Genomic DNA, 18,175 nt, shown 5'->3' with positions numbered 1-18,175 from the left:
GGTAATTACTAACTATATTGGCAATGCTCGTTGGAGTTGGATCGATTGTTACGATTTAGCTGCGGTGGCAGTTGAAACTTTACTGAATCCAGAAAAATATAACGGACAGACAATACCCCTTGGTTACGATGCCAAAACAATGGATGAAGTAGCGCAGATTCTTACTGAAGTTGTGGGGCAGCCATTTACCACCGAAATTCATCCTCCAAAAGAGTTTTTAGATAATGCTTTACAAGCAGGAGTAGAAGCTATTAACTCTAATGCCTATATGAATTGCGTCTATACTCAATTTGAATTAAACGTAGCCGATAAAATCCCCGAAAGCGATCGTACTTTCGATAACTTTGAAGCCATAGTCGGACGCAAACCAAACACTTGGAGAGATTTTGCAGTTAACTATCGCCAACAGTTGAAATATTAAAATATCAGTATTTATCTAAGAAATTATCATCATGAAAACCATATCCATTATTTATCATTCTGGTTCAGGTCATACAACTCAAATGGCGAAAGCCGTATATAAAGGTGCTGCTTCACTTGAAAACATTAAAGTCAATTTATTGGCTATTACAGGTAGTCAAATTGTTGATGGACGTTGGCAAGATGAAACGATGATGGAACAATTAAATGCTTCTGATGCCATTATTTTTGGTAGCCCTACTTATATGGGGAGTGTTTCAGCCCAATTTAAAGCTTTTACTGATGCTACTTGAGCAGTTTATTTTAGCCGTCAATGGAAAAATAAACTTGCTGCTGGTTTTACAGTTTCGGGAAGCCCTAGTGGAGATAAAATGAATGCTTTAATAACTATGTTTATCTTAGCTGCCCAACAAGGAATGATTTGGGTGGGATTAGATGAAACACCTGGAAATGAAAACGGCATTAATCGCTTAGGTGGCTATATTGGTGCAATGGGACAAGCAGCCCAAGAATCGATAGATATTGCTCCCAATCAAGAAGATAAATTGACTGGCGAAGCTTTAGGTCGTCGTATAGCAGAAATGGTTAAACGTTTTCACAAGTAGTAATTTAAGCCCAAATTTAGACAATTTGGCTAACTTTAACAATTGTACTTTGCAAAGAGGAGTAGAGAAGAATGGAAAATAAGCAAAATAAAACAGCATTAATTACAGATAGTTAATATGCCTCGCTTCGCGAGATACCATGATTAACGCAAGATTTAAAATAAAAAAAACTACTTTTGATTCAGTAGAACCATGATTCAAGTCAAACCTCGATTTCAAAGCTTTGAAGAATATCTTAATTATGATGATGGCACAGATAAGCTGTATGAACTGTTTAATGGAGAATTAATCGAAATGCCTCCAGAGTCGGGAAGAAACGTACAAATTGCCACCTTTCTATTGATTCAATTTGCAGCACTGATTGGTTATCGTCGAGTACGAGGACATGGCTTGGAATTGGAAGTAAATGGCGAACCCAGAAATCGCTATCCCGATTTAACTATCCTGCGGGAAGAACATATCGAGCAGTTGGCAAAGCGCAATACGGTTCGTTTGAGTATGTCGCCTCCTTTGTTGGTTGTAGAAGTTGTCAGCCCAGGAGAATTACAGCGCAATAGAGACTATATCGCTAAACGCAGACAATACGAAGACTGTGGAATCCCTGAATATTGGATTATCGATCCTCAAGCCCAAAAAGTATTAATTTTAGAATTATCAGATGGCATATATCGGGAAGTTGGCAATTTTGCTGGTAAAGCCAAGCTAGTTTCACCACAGTTTTCCGAACTAGATTTAACAACAGTACAAATCTTCGATCGCTAAATAATTATTTGTAAAAAAAATGAATAACAAACAGATGGCGACTGCATTAATAACAGGTGGCAATCGCGGAATCGGTTTTGCGATCGCTCAAGGATTAATAAAAGCCAATGTACGAGTAATTATCGGATCGCGATCGCTCGAACAAGGTAAAGAAGCCGTAGCCAAACTCAATTCACCTCTGGCTAGTGCGGTAGAAATCGATATTGCCCAAGACGATAGTATTAATAAAGCTTTTGAGGAATTAAAGGGCAAAATAGACCATCTGAATATATTAATTAACAATGCAGGTATCTATCCCGACAACGGTTTTAATATCCTCAATATCGATCGCAATCTATTAACCCATACTCTGAACGTCAATACCTTTGGTGCGATTAAGACAACGCAGATATTTCTACCTCTTTTAGAGAAGAGCGATAATGCTAGAGTAATTAACTATTCTAGTGGTTACGGGCAATTAGCAGGACTTTCGGCAGGTGTACCGAGTTATTGTTTATCCAAGCTAGCTCTTAATGGGGCAACGATAATGCTAGCCGATGTTTTAGCGAGTAAAAATATCGCCGTTAACGCCGTAGATCCTGGTTGGGTAAGTTCGGATATGGGAGGAGCAAACGCCCCTAGAACTGTCGAACAAGGGGCAGATACAGCAGTTTGGTTAGCTACTATTGACTCGGTTAAAGAAAGTGGAAAACTGTGGCGCGATCGCAAAATCATGTCTTTTTAATATTTCTCAAGTCAATCTTCTTTTTACTTATTGAATTTAATTTGCAATAAACAAAGAAAGAATGTTATATCTTGTTAAGAACATAAAAACAGCACCCATTATCTTCAACAAAATTTATTGCAATAATGAATCAACAAAAAGAACGACAAACTAATGGCATTCCTCAATGGCAATCCAACAGAATGAAAGACTTAATTAGCGAACGATGGCAAGAAGTCTGGCAAATTGTGGAAGCAAGACAAAAAGCTAAATAACCTCAGTTCGGGATAAAAGAACTGCTGGAAGAGAACAGTCTTTAGTTTTTAATCGCTGCTTGTAATGCAAAGAAGCTTTAACTAAAATTAAAATACGGTCAGCCAACATAAAATTAGAGCCTCACTCCACTCAACTACCGCACCGTAAGTATCTCCCGTATGTCCTCCAAAGCGACGAGCAAAGTAAAATCCCGTTGACATTGCGATCGCTAAATTGCCCATAAATATTAAGCCTACTTGCCACCAAAATAGAGAAGTAAAGAAAAACCAACAACTATTACAGCCGAGTAATAAAAATAAACTCCATAAAATATCTTGAGGTAGATGAAGATTCTCTTTGTGAAACGAACCCTTCCCTGTTTCTCTAAGATAAGGATAACAAGCGATCGCCATTACTTGTCCCCATCTCCCCCATGCCGTAGCAGAGAGCAAAACCAACCACAACGGTAAATTTACATCAGATAAAGCTGTAGTTTTTAACAATAAAATAATAACTGCCGCCATTGCCCCAAAAGCCCCCGTCGCGCTATCTTTCATCACCTCCAAACGACGATCGCGATCGCTAACCCCTAAACCATCGGCAGCATCCATCGCTCCATCTAAGTGTAAACCACCAGTAATCGCCACCCAACTAGCCACAATTAAAACCATACGAGTTAAACTTGGCAGATGACATAAAGTGAAAAATAAGTTAAGTAGAGAAAGTAGCAAACCTATTAATAAGCCCACTAAAGGACACCAACGAGCTATGCGCGACCAATTATTCGTCCACGGAGCAGGTAAGGGGATTATGGTATAAAAAATCACTCCGCTACACCAAGAAGTAATTAAGTCATAAATCCATAATCTGAAACGAACAATTGATATTTTGGTCATCAGTAGATAATTGATTAAAATTTGATTAAATACATAGCAAAAGTTGGGCTAATATTGTTTCATAAGCTACTTTATTTTTAAAGCATATTTCTAACAGAAAATAGCGCAGCCATACAACTTAAACCTTAAAACACTATTTCCTATGACTAAACCTCAAGGCATAAAGTCTCTACCAGCCCCCTGCATAGTAGATGAAGGAATCTTGATCAATCATGATGATATTAGACGTTTGTTGAGCGATATGTGTCATGTTCGCTATGTTCAGACTATAGAAGGAGAAGTGAAAAGCGAAGGACAAGGATTTATTCAAGAAATATTCAGCGATCTTTATCAATCAACCTTGATTGCTAATAAGAAAATCTATATAAATATCAATAGTTTTGATTATCTACAGCTAAGTAAATCTACGGAAGGAGAATCTTGTTTCGATCTGATTCAGGATAATTTACAGTTACGACTTATACCTGTAGTACGAGATGTAAGTCCTCAAACAGTTTCTAAAAATATTGACGCAGAAACTATTGAAGCTATGGTAGCAGAAGTTTTATCAGCCCGCCTAGACGTGCAGCTAGACGATGAAGATTTTCATTAGATAAAATATCTAACTACTAATTACTAACTACTAAACCATTAACTATTTTGGGTTTTTCATTTGAATGTGAGGCAAACTGCAGTCATACCAATGCAAGAGCGGGAGTTTTTCATACTCCTCATGGGATTGTAGAGACTCCCAGATTTATGCCTGTTGGTACTTTGGCAACGGTAAAAGGTGTTATTCCGCAACAATTAGCCACCGCTAACGCCCAGATGATTTTGGCGAATACCTATCATCTCCACCTGCAACCAGGAGAAGATATCGTAGCAGAAGCAGGAGGATTGCATAGTTTTATGGCTTGGGAACGACCGATTCTGACAGATTCGGGTGGGTTTCAGGTATTCAGTCTGAGCGAAATGCGTCAAATCAGCGATCGCGGAGTGACGTTCAAATCTCCTAGAGACGGTCGAATTATTGAAATAACTCCAGAGCGATCGATTCAAATTCAAAATGCTTTGGGTGCAGATGTGATTATGGCATTTGATGAATGTCCTCCTGGGAATGCGACTAAAGAACAAGTAGCAGCAGCCACAGAGAGAAGTTATGGCTGGCTCAAACGATGTATTGAGGCACATCAAAATAAAGATCGGCAAGCTCTATTCGGTATCGTTCAAGGAGGAATACACCTCGATTTGCGAACCTTAGCGGTAGAACAATTAGCCGAACTAGATTTACCTGGATACGCTATTGGTGGAGTCAGTGTCGGGGAAGAACCAGAATTGATTAATGCTACGGTCAAGCATACAGCCCCTTTGTTACCTGAAAATAAACCCCGCTATCTCATGGGTGTGGGTACTTATCGCGAAATGGCACAAGCGATCGCATCGGGGATAGATTTATTTGATTGCGTAATTCCAACTCGTTTTGGTCGTCACGGTACGGCTTTAGTTAGAGGGGAAAGAATTAACATCAAAAATGCTAAATTCAAACGAGACTATAGACCTTTAGACGAAACTTGTGATTGCTATGCTTGCGCTAACTTTAGTCGGGCGTATCTCTGTCATATGGTGCGATCGCAAGAAATGTTGGGCTATATTATGCTATCTCTGCACAACATTACCGAACTGATTCGTTTTACCCAAGAAATTCGCGCCTCAATTATTGCTGGAACTTTCGCTGAAGACTTCGCTGGCTGGCTAGATTGCGCTGTTGGCTAAATTAGCAACGCCGTTTTTTCTTGCCAGTTTGCTTGAGAAGTATCCACCGTAATAACATAAGCTCGTTCTGCGGTGGTGAATTGTTCGGTATTAGCTTTTTGACTTGCGATTAAATCTACCCCTGCATCGGAGATATCATTTTGACGTTGGTTTAAGCGATCGTATAATAATGAGTCTGGTGCAGTACAGTAAACTATAGTTAAAGCAATACCTGCATCTTGAGCTTGAGTAATTACTGGCTGACGCAAACTAAGGCGATCGTATTTGGCATCGAGGATGACTGTATATCCTTCTTTAGTTAACATAATGCCTAATTTTAGGAGGAGATTGTAGGTTTTCTGAGTCATTTCTGGGGTATAGATACTATCTGTTCCCGACTCATCCAAAGCTGTTCCCGCTAAATGTTTGCGAACCGCATCCGAACGGATTATAATCGCCTTCTTGCTTCTAGCAATGGTTTTAGCCACCGTACTTTTCCCCGAACCCGATAACCCAGACATAATAATTAAACTACCCGACTTACTTTGAGTATATTGATATGCCTGTCGATAATAATCACTGGCAGATGCTTGGATTTTTTTTCTGTCTGTTTCATTTATTTGCGGATCGTCCCAGAGAAAAGAGTTTACTTTAGCTCTAACATAAGCTTGTCGGCTTAAATATAAGGGCAACACTAATAACCCTTCCCAATCTCCCGAATATTCTAGGTAACTATTGAGCAAAATATTAGCCAGTTTTGGTTCTTGTCTAGCTTCTAAATCCATGAAGGTAAATGCTACATCGTACATCGTATCTACAAAGCGAAAAGATTCGTTAAATTCAATGCGATCGAATAGCTGAATTTTGTCTTGCCACAGGCAAATGTTGTTCAGGTGTAAATCTCCGTGACATTCTTTAATTTTATGGCGATCGCGCCTCATTTGAAAGAGGTCTTTTCGCTCCAGAAAAAAAGTATCGGTATATGCTTTAGTGGCGATAAACTGCTCTTTGGTTTGTATTGTGCCGATATATTTTTGAGACTGTTGATAGTTTTCGGTAAATGCGGATTGTATCTTGTTTGCCGTACCAAAACTGCTAATAAAATCGTTGGTTTCCGCACAATCGTGAAAACGAGCAATAATTTTTCCCAATTCCCTAAAGTAATGACCCTTTAATTTACCAGTTTTTAAAAGATTGCTAAATAGATTTTTCTGCGGAAATTGACGCATTTTAAGGGCGTATTCCACAATGTTGCCCCTTCCTGTGAGATTTAGCTCGTGGTTGTCACTACGAATGGTCACAACTTCTAAATAAAGCTGAGGAGCAATTTTTTTATTCAGCCTTAATTCTGTTTTGATGAAATGCTTTCTTTTGTCTAACGTAGAATAATCCAGAAAACCAAAATTAACGCTTTTTTAACTTTATAAGCATATTCACCTGTCAAAAAAACTAGGGAAGCATGAGTTTGAACTAATTCAATTTTTTGATTGACAGCATGGGTATAAAAACTAGGCTGTTGCATTCGAGCAATTAGTCGAGGGATATGATTAGTCATCATCAACAGTCTCTGAAAAAGTCAAACTACTGTTTTTTATAGGGATGCAGTCTAACTTACCAATACCAATTTGGGGGACTTAGGCAATTTAGTCGATAAATTAATTAATTTTGTCGATTCCCAACTTTTATCCATTTTAAAAGCGACCAAATTGGGCATTTCTGACCAGCAATGAGGGCAGAACCAATATTCTCGATGATTGCCAATGTAATGTATTAATGGGTTGGAACAGCAGGGACAAATACTTCGAGTATTCATAATTATTTAAACCAATTTTTTTTATAGGGATATCAAACGCGATCGATCTGGGATTTATAGTCGGTCTATAAAATATTGATTTGAGAATTGTTTGTCTTTTTTTGCGTAAGTTCTGAAGCTTTTTTGGGTTTGGCTGCAATAACATTCGTGGTTATAGAAAGACAATTATTTCTAAACTCTAGCTTCTAGAGTTCCATCATCCTATCGACTGTAATTTATCCTTAGATTGAACTAATACCAAAGCATTTTTGAGGTTTATGGCGTTAACTTTGAGTTAATAGTTAATGGCATAATCTATCCTCGTTTCAATCTCATCTCAATATAGTTTTTAAATTTGAAGAATCTGTGAGGATTTTTGAGAGAATCTTAAAAAGATCGACTGTTATTAAATTATTATTGTATTAAATTATATTGTTGAAAGTTACCAGCCTAAAAAGCCAGAAATTTGACTGCTTAAAGTGAGAGAATTGAAAGGTTTATTGATTACTCCTTTCGCCCCTGCGTTATAGAAACGACGACGATCGCTTGCTTGAGCTTTAGCAGTAATAAAAATAGTAGGAATATTTTTGGTTTTGGGATTTTTTTGTAACTCGGCTATAGTTTGAATGCCGTCTAGTTCGGGCATCATGGCATCGAGGAGAATAGCATCGGGTTGTTCCTGTTCGGCGATCGCAATTCCTTCTTGACCATTAGAAGCACTCATCACCGACCAACCAGCTTCAGATTCTAGGCAAAACTGAGCTAACATTCTGATATCATCTTCATCATCGATAAATAAAATACGCTTTGTGTCCATGTTCTTACAGTCCGAAAAGATTTTAAAATCTTATCGGTTAAATATGATTATTCTGTGATAGTTAACTATTTTTAAACTTTTATATATTACAGGATTTTGGACTCAGGAGTCTTAGAAGTCAGAAGTCTTAGAAGTCAGAAGTCTTAGAAGTCAGAAGCCAAAATAATGGGTGATAAAGATACAACTGTTTCGACTAAAAGTAAGCAATTTGCAATGAGAGTTATTTTTGCTTACACAGAAATTATTAAAAATTATTGAAAGTCTGAGCTTTATTGAAGGTCTGAGCTAATTTGCGAAATTCCTGTTGATAAGCCATTAATGTATAAGCACCAAAAAGGGTGGCAGCACCCTCATAATGCTGTTTTTCATACTCCTCTTTAGTTGTAATATACATTGAGTATTCGTTAGAGTAGGTAGCCAAAGCTAAATAATTGACTCCAAGCTCTTTAACTTCAGTCAGGATAGTTTCTTTTAAACGTCTGCCTGCCATAGTGGTAATTTCTCCAGGAATAGCTGACAAAACTAGATTGCCGATTTTGATAATTTGTAAGGGTAAAATATTAGGAGTAATGGGTGGATTCATTAATCCTGTTGCCAATACTATGGGCTTAGGTTCATGACCGTCGATAAATTCTGGTTTTTGCTGAGTTTTGCCAAATATAATCGTCAATACAGTAGAAGAGATCGCCCAAACTAATCTTTCAAAAATAGTAAGTTTGCCCTTAACTAAGCCCTCTTTTAATTGAATGCTGTTGAAGCTAAATCTACCCACTTCGATCCGAGGAATACTATCTTCAGTACTACCAGATATAAACGACAATCCTAAAGCTCCAGGATAAGTTCTGTGTTTGGGTCGATCTTCAATTTTGACCTGGGACATATCCACCCATGTATGTCTGTAATCAATAGTTCCCTGTAATTCTTCAACGGCAGTATTAAATAGTTCTTGAGCTGTAGTAAATTGTTGACTGCCATGTAGTTCCATGTGTTTTTTATCATCAATACCATCGGGAATCTGTCCGAATTCGACATTTCCCGATACATCTCCACAGCTGGAATTAGCAAATGCAGCAATAAATGTCTCTTGTGCTTCGTAGTCTGTTTTCATAGCTCGTTCAAACAAAAAAGAAGCATGACCTTTGTTATCACCACAGATCAGAGTGTTTTTTTGTCCTCTATCTGTAGGATGAATTGCATACCAATTTAAAACAGCTAAGGGATATTCCTTAGTCTCGTCCAACCTGACAAATTTGAGGAGTAGTATTTCCTTCTCGGTGTCACTATTGTATTTCTCTCTTTCCAGTCGGGGATTATTGAGATATGCCAAAAGCGATCGCTGTCTGCCACAATCGGCAATTTCTCCTCGGTTGAGGTAAATCTTACCTGGAGCTAAATTAGTATGAGCTTTTTGGATAGATTTAACAATGCCAGAGACAATACATTCAAAAGTATGAGGATTAAATCCCCCAATAACCTGTTCGTAAAGTTTATGGTGGGAATAACCTCCTGGCGCGCTGTGGTTATGAGTACCGCTAACTAAAACATTTTTTTCATTATATAGAGACTCAAACTGCGTTTTCAAACGTTTAATCGTTTCCGATTTTAACGCATCCATACCAGCTAAAATATCGGCAATGACTATAACTACTACTTCACCAGAGCTAGTATCTCCAAGAATAAATGCTCTCGAATATATCTTGGATTCAACTCCTGTAGTTTTTTGAGCGGGATCTGCCATTCCTTGCATAACTAGACCCTTAACTTGAGTGGTAATATCAGCTATTCCCGTACCAATATTGTAAACTGTCATAATATTTTTTGGGCTATAAGTATTTTACCAATAGTTAATTTTCAAACAAGATAAAATTAATCTTTTAATAAATAAAATCTTTGGTTTTTTTGTTTATTTCTACCTATAAAAATAGATTGGTTCGGTTTTGTTTTCTGACTTTTAGATCTTTTTAAGTATAACTTGCTTTGATTAAACCTTGAAAGTCAAAAGTTTAGATATAAGTCTATTAAAGAATTCATTAATATGACTTTATTATGATTTTAACTATTTATTATTTTTGTGTTTATATTTTTCTTTTACAATTTTTTATAAGAAAATACTTCAATCGATTAAAATCAAGAGATTTTTAAATTGAAAATCTCTTAAATTTAGCAATATCAAACAAAAATACGAGTATATAAATACTAATAATTAACCAGAACAAGTGATCTATGTTTGTCTCCTTGCTTCTAGAAATTTTTGCCAATCAACAACAACTAGTATTAAGTACAAGCTCCGATACTTTTAACAATTATTCCATTACCCAAAAATCTATTAAACAATCCAGCGGTCTCCTATCAAATCGTTCGATTATAGATATTTTGTTCTCTAAAGATCTTCCAAGTTTTAATTTTAAAGATAGTAATAAAACTTCTTTTACTAATATTACGAGTAATAATCGAATCATCATAAAAGATCGCAAAAACTGTAATTCAAACGGTTTAGCAAAATTAACTTATCCTATCAAAACCAAACTTACTCAACCGCCTATTCCCAGAACCGTAGCATTACCCCATACCCATTCTCATAATGATTACGAACATAAATATCCACTTCTAAATGCTCTAAGCTATGGTTTTGTAAGTATTGAAGTTGATATTTGGCTTTTTCCTGATGATGGTGAAAACCTCAGAATAGCGCATTTTCCCTTGGTCGAACCAACAACTCTACCCACCCTTAAAAAACTTTATTTAGATCCGTTGCGAAACTTGAAAGAGAAATTAAATAATGGTGGAATTTATGCTGATGGCACTCCTCTAACTCTTTTAATAGATATCAAAAGTGCAGGATTTGCCACTTACAAGAGGCTAGATAAAATTTTAACCAAGTACGAAGCTAGCTCTCCTGGATTGTTTACTACATATAGCAAAGGTAGCAACGGTAACTATATCGTTAATCCTGGTGCAGTGAGTATAATTGTTTCGGGAAATAGTCCCAGAGAGTTGTTAGAAAGTCAAAAGATTCGCTACGCTAACTTTGATGGGCGAAAACGTGACATTGGTGAGGATACAACCGCAACGTTTATGCCTCTAATTAGCGATAGTTGGAATAAACTTTTCACCGATAATTTAGCTTGGGATGGTACTGGAACTATCCCCCAAGATACTAAAACGGAACTAGATAAAATTATCTCTCAAGTTCATCGAGACAACAAAGTATTTCGCTTGTGGGATCTACCTCAAGATTCTCCGAATGTATGGAGACCTCTTTATGAAGCGGGGGTAGATTTAATCAATACTGACAATTTAGCAGGTCTTGCTAATTTTATTGAATCTCAGACTTTTGGGCAGTGTTTAAATTAACAATTGTTGGCGTTTGCGGAACAAGCCGAAGGCTAAGGCATGGATCTTTGTCAGACAAAAAAACAGCCAGCCTAACTTAATAGCAAGACTAGCTTCTAAGTAATGGTAATTGTTGAGTAAAAGATTAAGCCCCGTAAGTTACACCGCGATATTTTTTAACGATCCCAGAGGGAGAATTGATAATTTGAACTGGGCGACGAAGTGTATAACTTCTACCTAGAAAACGAGCAGTATGTTTGGAGGCGACGGTTTCAACTGAATTTTCTGAAACAGAATAAGCTTGACCTAAAAAACGTAATTTCATGATTTTTCTCCTATTAATTTTAATTGATTTAGTATCGTTAATACTGAATAGATTTGAGATGTTCAAAAATATGCAGTTTCCTTGATTCGTTACTTTGTATTAAAAGAAAAAATCGGGAAAAAGTAGAGATTAAAAGGACTGGGTTTGATATCTTTCTGAGATAGCTATTAAACAGCATTATAAAAAACCAGTCACTTTCATAGAAGCAACTGGGGGAAAAAATCGATCTAATTCGAGCACTATTTATTTTTGTCTTTTGAAGTTAGATGGCAAAGTTCATTGGCTTGAATAAGTCTACACTAGACCTACTTCATGAGCCGAACGGCTCAACATAGAATCATTACGATTTCTAGCTGCTTTTTCTTTACTTAACATCAACCAACGTGCTTTTTCTTGAATGGTCTGTCCTGTTGGTACAGATTCAGTCGTAGCTGTAGGACGATTCGCATAAGTTACACCACGATAAGTTAGATTAACAGGTGGTTGTAAAAGTAGTGCTTTTTCAAGGTTATGAAAACGCCAATCTAATCCTCTGTATTTGCCACCAACTTGACCTTCAACTGTTTTCACAACAGGTGGGTTGTATTCGTAACTAATACCTCTATAAATAAGTTTCATGGTTTCGCCTCCAATTACTGTAGTGAATTGTGGGGCGCGTTCCTTCAGGGTATTTTCCTTACTTCCGTCTCTTGAAAATTGCCTTTTAAGCAAGAGATGAACGATTTATTTCTTACTATTATTATAAACAAAAAAACGGATTGTAACTTGTCAGCTAAAATACGGTAATCCTTACTTTTTTTAGCGGTTATCACCTATAGTTAAGAACCCAGTCATTACAGCAACTGGGTGGGAGTATTAATCTAGCGGTGTCCCCATTCGGGGATAAACGACCCCTCAGAGGTTTCCTCCGATTGACAAAGAGAATACTATTAAAAGAAAACCGTCGCTATTTCACTATATATAGATGTTTATTAATCTCATTGCCGATTATGGTATTGGCGATCCTGCTTTTGCTGAAGTCAGTCAACGCTTAAATCATTTGCTGCCGTCTGCCCAGATATATTGTCTTAGTGTTCCTCCTTTTAGTACTCTGGCAACGGGATTCTGGATTGCTCAACTCGGTCTAAACCCTGGTGCGCCCAAACGATTAATCTTTCACAATTGCGCTCCTCGACAAGATGATTTGGAAGCTCGACCTGATAATGAAGGAGAAGGTTTGACTTACGTTAAGCTTCATAATGGAGTTAAAATAGTCGGTGTTTTGGCTGGCTATACTCTTTCATTTATCAAAGAAGAAGCTCTACAGATTAATACGATTGAAGTATCTAGAGGTGGTTCGCAATTTCGCTCTCGTGATGTTTTTCCCTCGGCAGCAGCAGCGATCGCAGGTAATGATTATAGTTTGTTGGGAGATGAAATTAAGCCTTCGCAAATTCCCGACTTACCTACAAATCGTGTGGCTTGGACTGATGGTTATGGCAATATCAAAACTACAATTCCAGCAAGTAGCGTTAATTTACCTCTATCGAGCAAGGTTACAGTTCGTGTAGGTGATATAGTCAGTGATGCTGTTTATTCTGATGGTAGCTTTCGAGTTCCAGAAGGAACTTTAGCTTTTGCTCCAGGTAGTTCTGGCTGGCAAAAAAAAGATGGTCAAACAGTAAGATGGATGGAATTATTTTTACGTGGCGGTAATGCCTGGAAACGGTTTGGTCAACCCAAGATAAACCAAACCGTAACATACACAAAATTAGAATCACTTTGATGTTTTGATAAAACCTTGTAAGCCCTCCTAGTCTCCTAGTCCCGTCTTCGCGGGATAATATCTCCTAGTCTCCCCGTCTCCCTCTCTCTCAACTTCTCACTCAATCTTTCTCTCAAATTACTATTCCAAAATCATGACTGCTATCGATATATCCGCATTTACCGACAAGATTAGCGATCGCCAACTTGAGCAACTATGCGCGAATAATCCAGAAACCAAATTTGAAACTACTAAGGAAGGAAGACTGATTGTTATGTCGCCAACAGGGAGTGAAAGTGGTAGAAAAAATTCCAAGTTACTCGTTCGCATTGGAATTTGGAACGAACGTCAGCAATTAGGCGAATTATTCGACTCTTCCACTGGTTTCAAACTATCTAACGGTGCGATTCGTTCTCCCGATGTTAGTTGGATAGAGTTAAATCGCTGGCAAGCAATACCCAAAGCCCTACAACGCAAATTTGCTCCCATAGATCCCGATTTTGTCATTGAATTAATGTCTCCCACCGACGACAGAAACGAACTACAACAGAAGATGGTCGAATATATGAATTGTGGAGTTAAACTGGGGTGGTTGATTTGCCCTGACGAAAAACAGGTAGAAATCTATCGTAACGGGCAGGATAAAGAGGTATTAGATAATCCCAGTAATTTATCTGGAGAAGATATCTTACCAGGATTAGTAGTAGATCTAGTTGATATATTCGATGCCTAGAGCAGTTTATTAAGATTTAATTCACACCAGGCGTTTCTTTGATAAAATCGTATCTAAATTAACTTCGATCGCCTGAAGGTATATTATTTCTGCGCTCGATATATCCAAACAGTTACATTATCGCCACTGCTTTAACCCTTTTTCAGCCTTCACAGACTAATTTGTTTCTTAGGAGTTATTAGTTAAATGTTGCCATACTTCATACCAAGGCTCGCCACCTACTTCTAAACCAGCGAGATTAGTGCGATCGCAAACTATGATTTTGCCATTGACATCCGATAATTCTAAACTCAATTTTCCTTGGGTTGTATCTCGACAATTGAAAACCAACCCTTTGGCTGTGGGGGTGCGGACATAAGTACCCAAAACATCTGTCTTACCGATTAAACGTATTTGATATTGCGAGGAAATAGCCTCCATTTGCCATGTACCCCAAGGTGCAATTCGCCAGTTTACCTGAGAATTCCAAGGGGCAAATTCATAAAATTTTCCTTGATAATGGATGCCAATTAACGCTACTTCTTCTTGCCACCACAATACTTGCCTGATGCCGCCGCCCGCAGTTATGGCTAAGTCTTTGCTCTGATTGAAACTGTTACAATTAATCCAAAACCATTTTTGAGGGAAAGAACCACCCCAATTTTTTTCACTATAAGCAGGAGCGCGATCGAATTGATAGCATTTGCCACGCCATTCTATCGAGCCAGTTGCCAATCCTAGAGCGGTAGTAATTTGCCATCCTGGTTCAAAAATAGAGAAATAAGATAGAAATCCTGCGGTAGCTTTTGGGGGTTGTTGGAGATCGCCCCAACCATAAATAGGTTTGATGCGATATTCCCAACGACAATATTCTTTTCTGACAGGATCGTAAATTTTTCCTTGATTGAGAAAAGCAGTAGCTTGGTAACCTTCAATAATATTCTCCCTAAATTGTTTGGGGTATAGTAGATCGGGTTTAACTTGTAGCTTGGTTTTGCCCCAATGTCCGAAACTTAGTTGATTTCTAGCAGCAAAAAAACCATCTGTATTGTTAATGGTACGACAGAGATAAGTTTCATCAATACCTAATATTTGTACCGCACCGCCACTATTAGCTCGATCGCCGATAGGATCTTGAATAGAATACATAAAAGCAAAAGTTTGCTTTATTTCTGGTAGAGTGAGGCGATAATACCAGCCTTCAAAATAATTTTCATTAATCAGATTCCCATGATAACCACTATGGGGAAGATTAAAATTTGACTTAAAAGCGATCGCAGGTAAATTCATTTTTTGGTAATTAATGTTATAAAATCTGGTTGAGAAAATGAATCAAACCAATCAAGAACTGAAAGAAGAGTTAGAAGTTTCCCTTCATACTATATATTGTGTGAGCGGCTTGGGGGCAGACGATCGCGTTTTTCAAAAGCTAAAAATTGAAGGTTACAATCCAGTTCATATTTATTGGCTAGAACCAGAAAAACGCGAAACCATAGCCGACTATGCCCGACGTTTGACAGAGCAGATCGATTCTGAAAAACCTATTCTAATTGGCTTATCTTTTGGGGGCATAATTGCGATCGAAATCGCCAAACAAATTAATACTGAAAAAGTTATTTTAATTTCTAGTATTAAAAATCAACAAGAAATTCCTTTTTATTTTCAAATATTCCGTTGGTTTCCCATCCATCGTTCGATTCCAGCCAAAATAATCTTGTGGCTCGGTCAACTATTTGCAGCTTGGTTTTTTAGCTTAGATACTTTTGCCGAACGAAAACTTTTTCGCGCCATTTTACAAGATACCGATGCCAAATTCATGAAATGGGCGATCGATCGCCTGATAGTTTGGAAAAATGAAATTATCCCCCAAAATCTATATCACATTCACGGAGAAAGCGATCGCATTTTCCCCTATAGATTTGTTCGGGAAGATTTTAACGTCAGACAAGGGGGTCATTTCATGATTATGAATCAAGCAGAATATATCTCCCAATTGATCCAAAAAATTATCGATCTAGACTGTTAAAAATAAACATTGAATTTAAGCATTTAAGAGCGATTGCAATTAACTGTAATTCTTGGAGTGCGAGAATTTTGGCTGGTTTTGTAGGCAGTTAAAATAACTTCTCCAGACTCAGTAACTCTTACTCCCTGAGCGGGAATAATCTTGCCTTTACTAGTATTGATAACTGCAATAGACTGTGGATTAGATTCTTCTATTTGAGCAATCTCACCGTTAATACTAATACTTTCTGATTGCAAAGCATCGGAAGGTGCGTGAGGAACACCGCCTTTACCCATAATGACTAAATTACTATTAGCGATTCCCCTTTGAGCGGAACAAGCTTGGGCGATGGTTTGTCCTGGCTCTATAGTAACAGTAGTTAATTGATTTGCTCCTTCAATAGCATCTGTATCGGGAGTAGTAATTTCGACGTTACCATCAATTTCTCCACTGGCATCAATGTCGTTAGTACTATTGTTTTCTTCAGCTTCTCTTTCTTCCAATCCTAATACCCCTTGGGCTTCAATAATGATATTGCCCCCCGCACCTCCACCAGAAGCAGCAGTAATGTCATTCCCGTTGCCATCGTTTTGATTGGGAAAAGCTACTACAAAACCATCGGGAGCATTAATCGTAATATCACCGCCATTGGCTTCGTCAGCTTGCACCGTAATAGTACTATTGTCTCTAAGAGTCAAGCGATCGTCTATATTAAAAGTCAAGTTACCAGCATTTCCCGTACCAAAAGTACTGGCAGAAACTTGCCCGCCATTAGTAATTTCCAAACTGGGTGTTGTAACTTCAATATTGCCACCATTCCCAGATCCACTAAATCCAACTGCACTAGCAATACCACTAAAAAATGCGCCATCTGATGATGTTCCATCTAAGGAAATAGAATCTGTGGCATCGAGCGAAATAACACCGCCATTTCCCCCACTAAAAGTACTAGCATTGATTATTCCACCATTGGTAATTGATAGATTAGCTGTATTCAGGTCGATACTACCACCTTGACCTGTTGCAGTTTCATTGACTGTGTTAAAAATTCCACTAACAAATCGACCATCAGGGGTTGTTCCATCAATAGAAATAGAATCTATAACATCGACTAAAATAGTACCGCCATTTCCCGCACCTGAAGTACTGGCGTTAATTGTTGCGCCATTGGTAATAGATAAATTAGCCGTACTAAGGTCAATACTACCACCTTGACCTGTTGCCAATTCTTCTACTGTGTTAGAAATGCTGCTGGCAAATTCACCACTCAATGTCGTTCCATCTAAGGACACAGAATCTGTGGCGTTAACTGAAATAGTACCGCCATTACCTTCACCAAAAGTACTGGTATTTATGATTCCACCATCATTAATTGATAAATTGGCTGTAGTTAAATCGACACTTCCCCCTTGACCTGTTGCTCCTTCTGTTACTACGTTAAAAATCCCACTGAACAGATCGTCATCAGGTCTTGCTTCATCGATAGAAATAGAATCTGTAGCGTTAATCGTAACAGTTCCGCCATTTCCCGTACCTGAAGTGCTAGCTTCAATCGCTCCACCATCAGCTAAAGAAAAACTATTGGCATCGATCGCAATATTTCCTCCATCTCCATCTCCAGAAGTAGTTGTATCAATTGAAGTACCAACATCTACAAGAGAAATAGAACCTGCATTGATAGTAACATTGCTTCTTATGCCTTCAGCTACTACCGCACCAAATTCTACATCATTCAAAATCTCTGCACCACTACTAAGATTAACCGCACCAGTCACATCAATTTCGATACTTCCTGCTTGCCCTTGTCCGCTAGTACTACTAGTAATCAATCCACTATTACTTAGATTGAGATTGCTCGATGTTAGGTTGATATTTCCTGCATTACCTATAGCTTCAGATTCTAAAGAACTACTAATCTGACTAATTCGGTCGAACTGTTGGTTAAAATTCGTGAATCCAGAGATATTAACCGTTCCGCCAGCATTGATAGTTATGCTTCCTGCATCGCCCTCGCCAAATACATCACTGGTAATAGCTCCTCCATCAATCAGATCGAGATTATTGGTAGTAATTTC

General features: G+C 37.9%; 19 protein-coding genes, 1 pseudogene and 1 riboswitch. Of the genes and pseudogenes, 12 read left to right on the top strand and 8 right to left on the bottom strand.

Translation table 11 applies throughout. The features are described 5' to 3' along the window. The 6 genes from AC33VI_RS20145 to AC33VI_RS20120 form a co-directional block, all read left to right on the top strand. Positions 1-421: NmrA family NAD(P)-binding protein (locus tag AC33VI_RS20145; protein WP_491784048.1), on the top strand; the 421-nt coding region annotated here is incomplete at its 5' end. A 31-nt stretch (positions 422-452) separates the two neighbouring features. Next, positions 453-713, top strand: a complete 261-nt coding sequence (locus AC33VI_RS20140; protein WP_491784047.1) for a flavodoxin family protein — start codon at positions 453-455, stop codon at positions 711-713. 78 nt (positions 714-791) lie between these two features. Continuing rightward, positions 792-1,025: a hypothetical protein gene (locus AC33VI_RS20135; protein WP_491784046.1), complete on the top strand. Its 234-nt coding sequence runs from the start codon at positions 792-794 to the stop codon at positions 1,023-1,025. Between the two features lie 192 nt (positions 1,026-1,217). Further along, complete coding sequence (locus AC33VI_RS20130) at positions 1,218-1,787, top strand: Uma2 family endonuclease (protein WP_491784045.1); 570 nt, start codon at positions 1,218-1,220, stop codon at positions 1,785-1,787. Positions 1,788-1,806: 19 nt separating this feature from the next. Then, positions 1,807-2,511, top strand: coding sequence for an SDR family NAD(P)-dependent oxidoreductase (locus AC33VI_RS20125; RefSeq protein WP_491784044.1), 705 nt, complete (start codon positions 1,807-1,809; stop codon positions 2,509-2,511). A 125-nt stretch (positions 2,512-2,636) separates the two neighbouring features. Next, complete coding sequence (locus tag AC33VI_RS20120; RefSeq protein ID WP_491784043.1) at positions 2,637-2,765, top strand: hypothetical protein; 129 nt, start codon at positions 2,637-2,639, stop codon at positions 2,763-2,765. An 87-nt stretch (positions 2,766-2,852) separates the two neighbouring features. On the opposite strand, the gene cobS is transcribed toward AC33VI_RS20120, so the two are convergent. Then, entirely contained in the window at positions 2,853-3,641 is a 789-nt protein-coding gene (gene cobS, locus AC33VI_RS20115; protein WP_491784042.1) for an adenosylcobinamide-GDP ribazoletransferase, read from the bottom strand. Positions 3,642-3,783: 142 nt separating this feature from the next. On the opposite strand from cobS, the gene AC33VI_RS20110 reads away from it, so the two are divergent. Then, positions 3,784-4,233 carry a hypothetical protein gene (locus AC33VI_RS20110; protein ID WP_491784041.1) on the top strand — a complete coding sequence of 150 codons (450 nt, stop codon included), beginning with the start codon at positions 3,784-3,786 and terminating at the stop codon, positions 4,231-4,233. A gap of 47 nt (positions 4,234-4,280) precedes the next feature. Next, entirely contained in the window at positions 4,281-5,393 is a 1,113-nt protein-coding gene (tgt, locus tag AC33VI_RS20105; RefSeq protein ID WP_491784040.1) for a tRNA guanosine(34) transglycosylase Tgt, read from the top strand. Here the strand turns inward: tgt and AC33VI_RS20100 are convergent. The 3 genes and pseudogenes from AC33VI_RS20100 to AC33VI_RS20090 all read right to left on the bottom strand — a co-directional run bounded on the left by AC33VI_RS20100 (position 5,390) and on the right by AC33VI_RS20090 (position 9,791). After that, positions 5,390-6,930, bottom strand: a pseudogene (locus tag AC33VI_RS20100) (bifunctional aminoglycoside phosphotransferase/ATP-binding protein). The gene tgt and the pseudogene AC33VI_RS20100 sit on opposite strands and share 4 nt — an antisense overlap. Before the next feature lie 676 nt (positions 6,931-7,606). Continuing rightward, positions 7,607-7,981, bottom strand: coding sequence for a response regulator (locus AC33VI_RS20095; RefSeq protein WP_491784039.1), 375 nt, complete (start codon positions 7,979-7,981; stop codon positions 7,607-7,609). Positions 7,982-8,225: 244 nt separating this feature from the next. Further along, positions 8,226-9,791, bottom strand: a complete 1,566-nt coding sequence (locus AC33VI_RS20090; RefSeq protein ID WP_491784038.1) for a neutral/alkaline non-lysosomal ceramidase N-terminal domain-containing protein — start codon at positions 9,789-9,791, stop codon at positions 8,226-8,228. Between the two features lie 413 nt (positions 9,792-10,204). On the opposite strand from AC33VI_RS20090, the gene AC33VI_RS20085 reads away from it, so the two are divergent. After that, a complete protein-coding gene (locus AC33VI_RS20085; RefSeq protein ID WP_491784037.1) occupies positions 10,205-11,335 on the top strand; it encodes a phosphatidylinositol-specific phospholipase C/glycerophosphodiester phosphodiesterase family protein in 1,131 nt (376 codons plus the stop codon). A gap of 124 nt (positions 11,336-11,459) precedes the next feature. On the opposite strand, the gene AC33VI_RS20080 is transcribed toward AC33VI_RS20085, so the two are convergent. Together AC33VI_RS20080 and AC33VI_RS20075 are read right to left on the bottom strand one after the other, a co-directional pair. Beyond that, on the bottom strand, positions 11,460-11,639 hold the full coding sequence (locus tag AC33VI_RS20080; RefSeq protein ID WP_491784036.1) for a DUF4278 domain-containing protein: 180 nt from the start codon (positions 11,637-11,639) through the stop codon (positions 11,460-11,462). A gap of 294 nt (positions 11,640-11,933) precedes the next feature. Then, positions 11,934-12,257, bottom strand: a complete 324-nt coding sequence (locus tag AC33VI_RS20075; RefSeq protein WP_491784035.1) for a DUF4278 domain-containing protein — start codon at positions 12,255-12,257, stop codon at positions 11,934-11,936. Between the two features lie 33 nt (positions 12,258-12,290). Next, a riboswitch (Glutamine riboswitch) is annotated at positions 12,291-12,362 on the bottom strand. Positions 12,363-12,603: 241 nt separating this feature from the next. Here AC33VI_RS20075 and AC33VI_RS20070 point away from each other — a divergent pair. Further along, positions 12,604-13,404, top strand: coding sequence for an SAM hydrolase/SAM-dependent halogenase family protein (locus AC33VI_RS20070; RefSeq protein ID WP_491784034.1), 801 nt, complete (start codon positions 12,604-12,606; stop codon positions 13,402-13,404). A gap of 133 nt (positions 13,405-13,537) precedes the next feature. Beyond that, positions 13,538-14,116, top strand: a complete 579-nt coding sequence (locus tag AC33VI_RS20065) for a Uma2 family endonuclease (protein ID WP_491784033.1) — start codon at positions 13,538-13,540, stop codon at positions 14,114-14,116. A gap of 168 nt (positions 14,117-14,284) precedes the next feature. Here the strand turns inward: AC33VI_RS20065 and AC33VI_RS20060 are convergent, their stop codons facing one another. Then, positions 14,285-15,385: a tocopherol cyclase family protein gene (locus tag AC33VI_RS20060; protein WP_491784032.1), complete on the bottom strand. Its 1,101-nt coding sequence runs from the start codon at positions 15,383-15,385 to the stop codon at positions 14,285-14,287. A 37-nt stretch (positions 15,386-15,422) separates the two neighbouring features. Here AC33VI_RS20060 and AC33VI_RS20055 point away from each other — a divergent pair, with 37 nt between their 5' ends. Next, the gene (locus AC33VI_RS20055; protein WP_491784031.1) at positions 15,423-16,121 is read left to right on the top strand and encodes an alpha/beta hydrolase; all 699 of its coding nucleotides are present in this window, start codon (positions 15,423-15,425) and stop codon (positions 16,119-16,121) included. A gap of 23 nt (positions 16,122-16,144) precedes the next feature. Here AC33VI_RS20055 and AC33VI_RS20050 read toward each other — a convergent pair. Beyond that, positions 16,145-18,175, bottom strand: a 2,031-nt coding sequence (locus tag AC33VI_RS20050; RefSeq protein WP_491784030.1) for a beta strand repeat-containing protein, incomplete at its 5' end; no start/stop codon positions are given.

This window comes from Waterburya sp. (genome assembly GCF_058530065.1).
The sequence above is the reverse complement of the archived record's forward strand: the minus strand, read 5'-3'. Positions and strand labels throughout refer to the sequence as shown.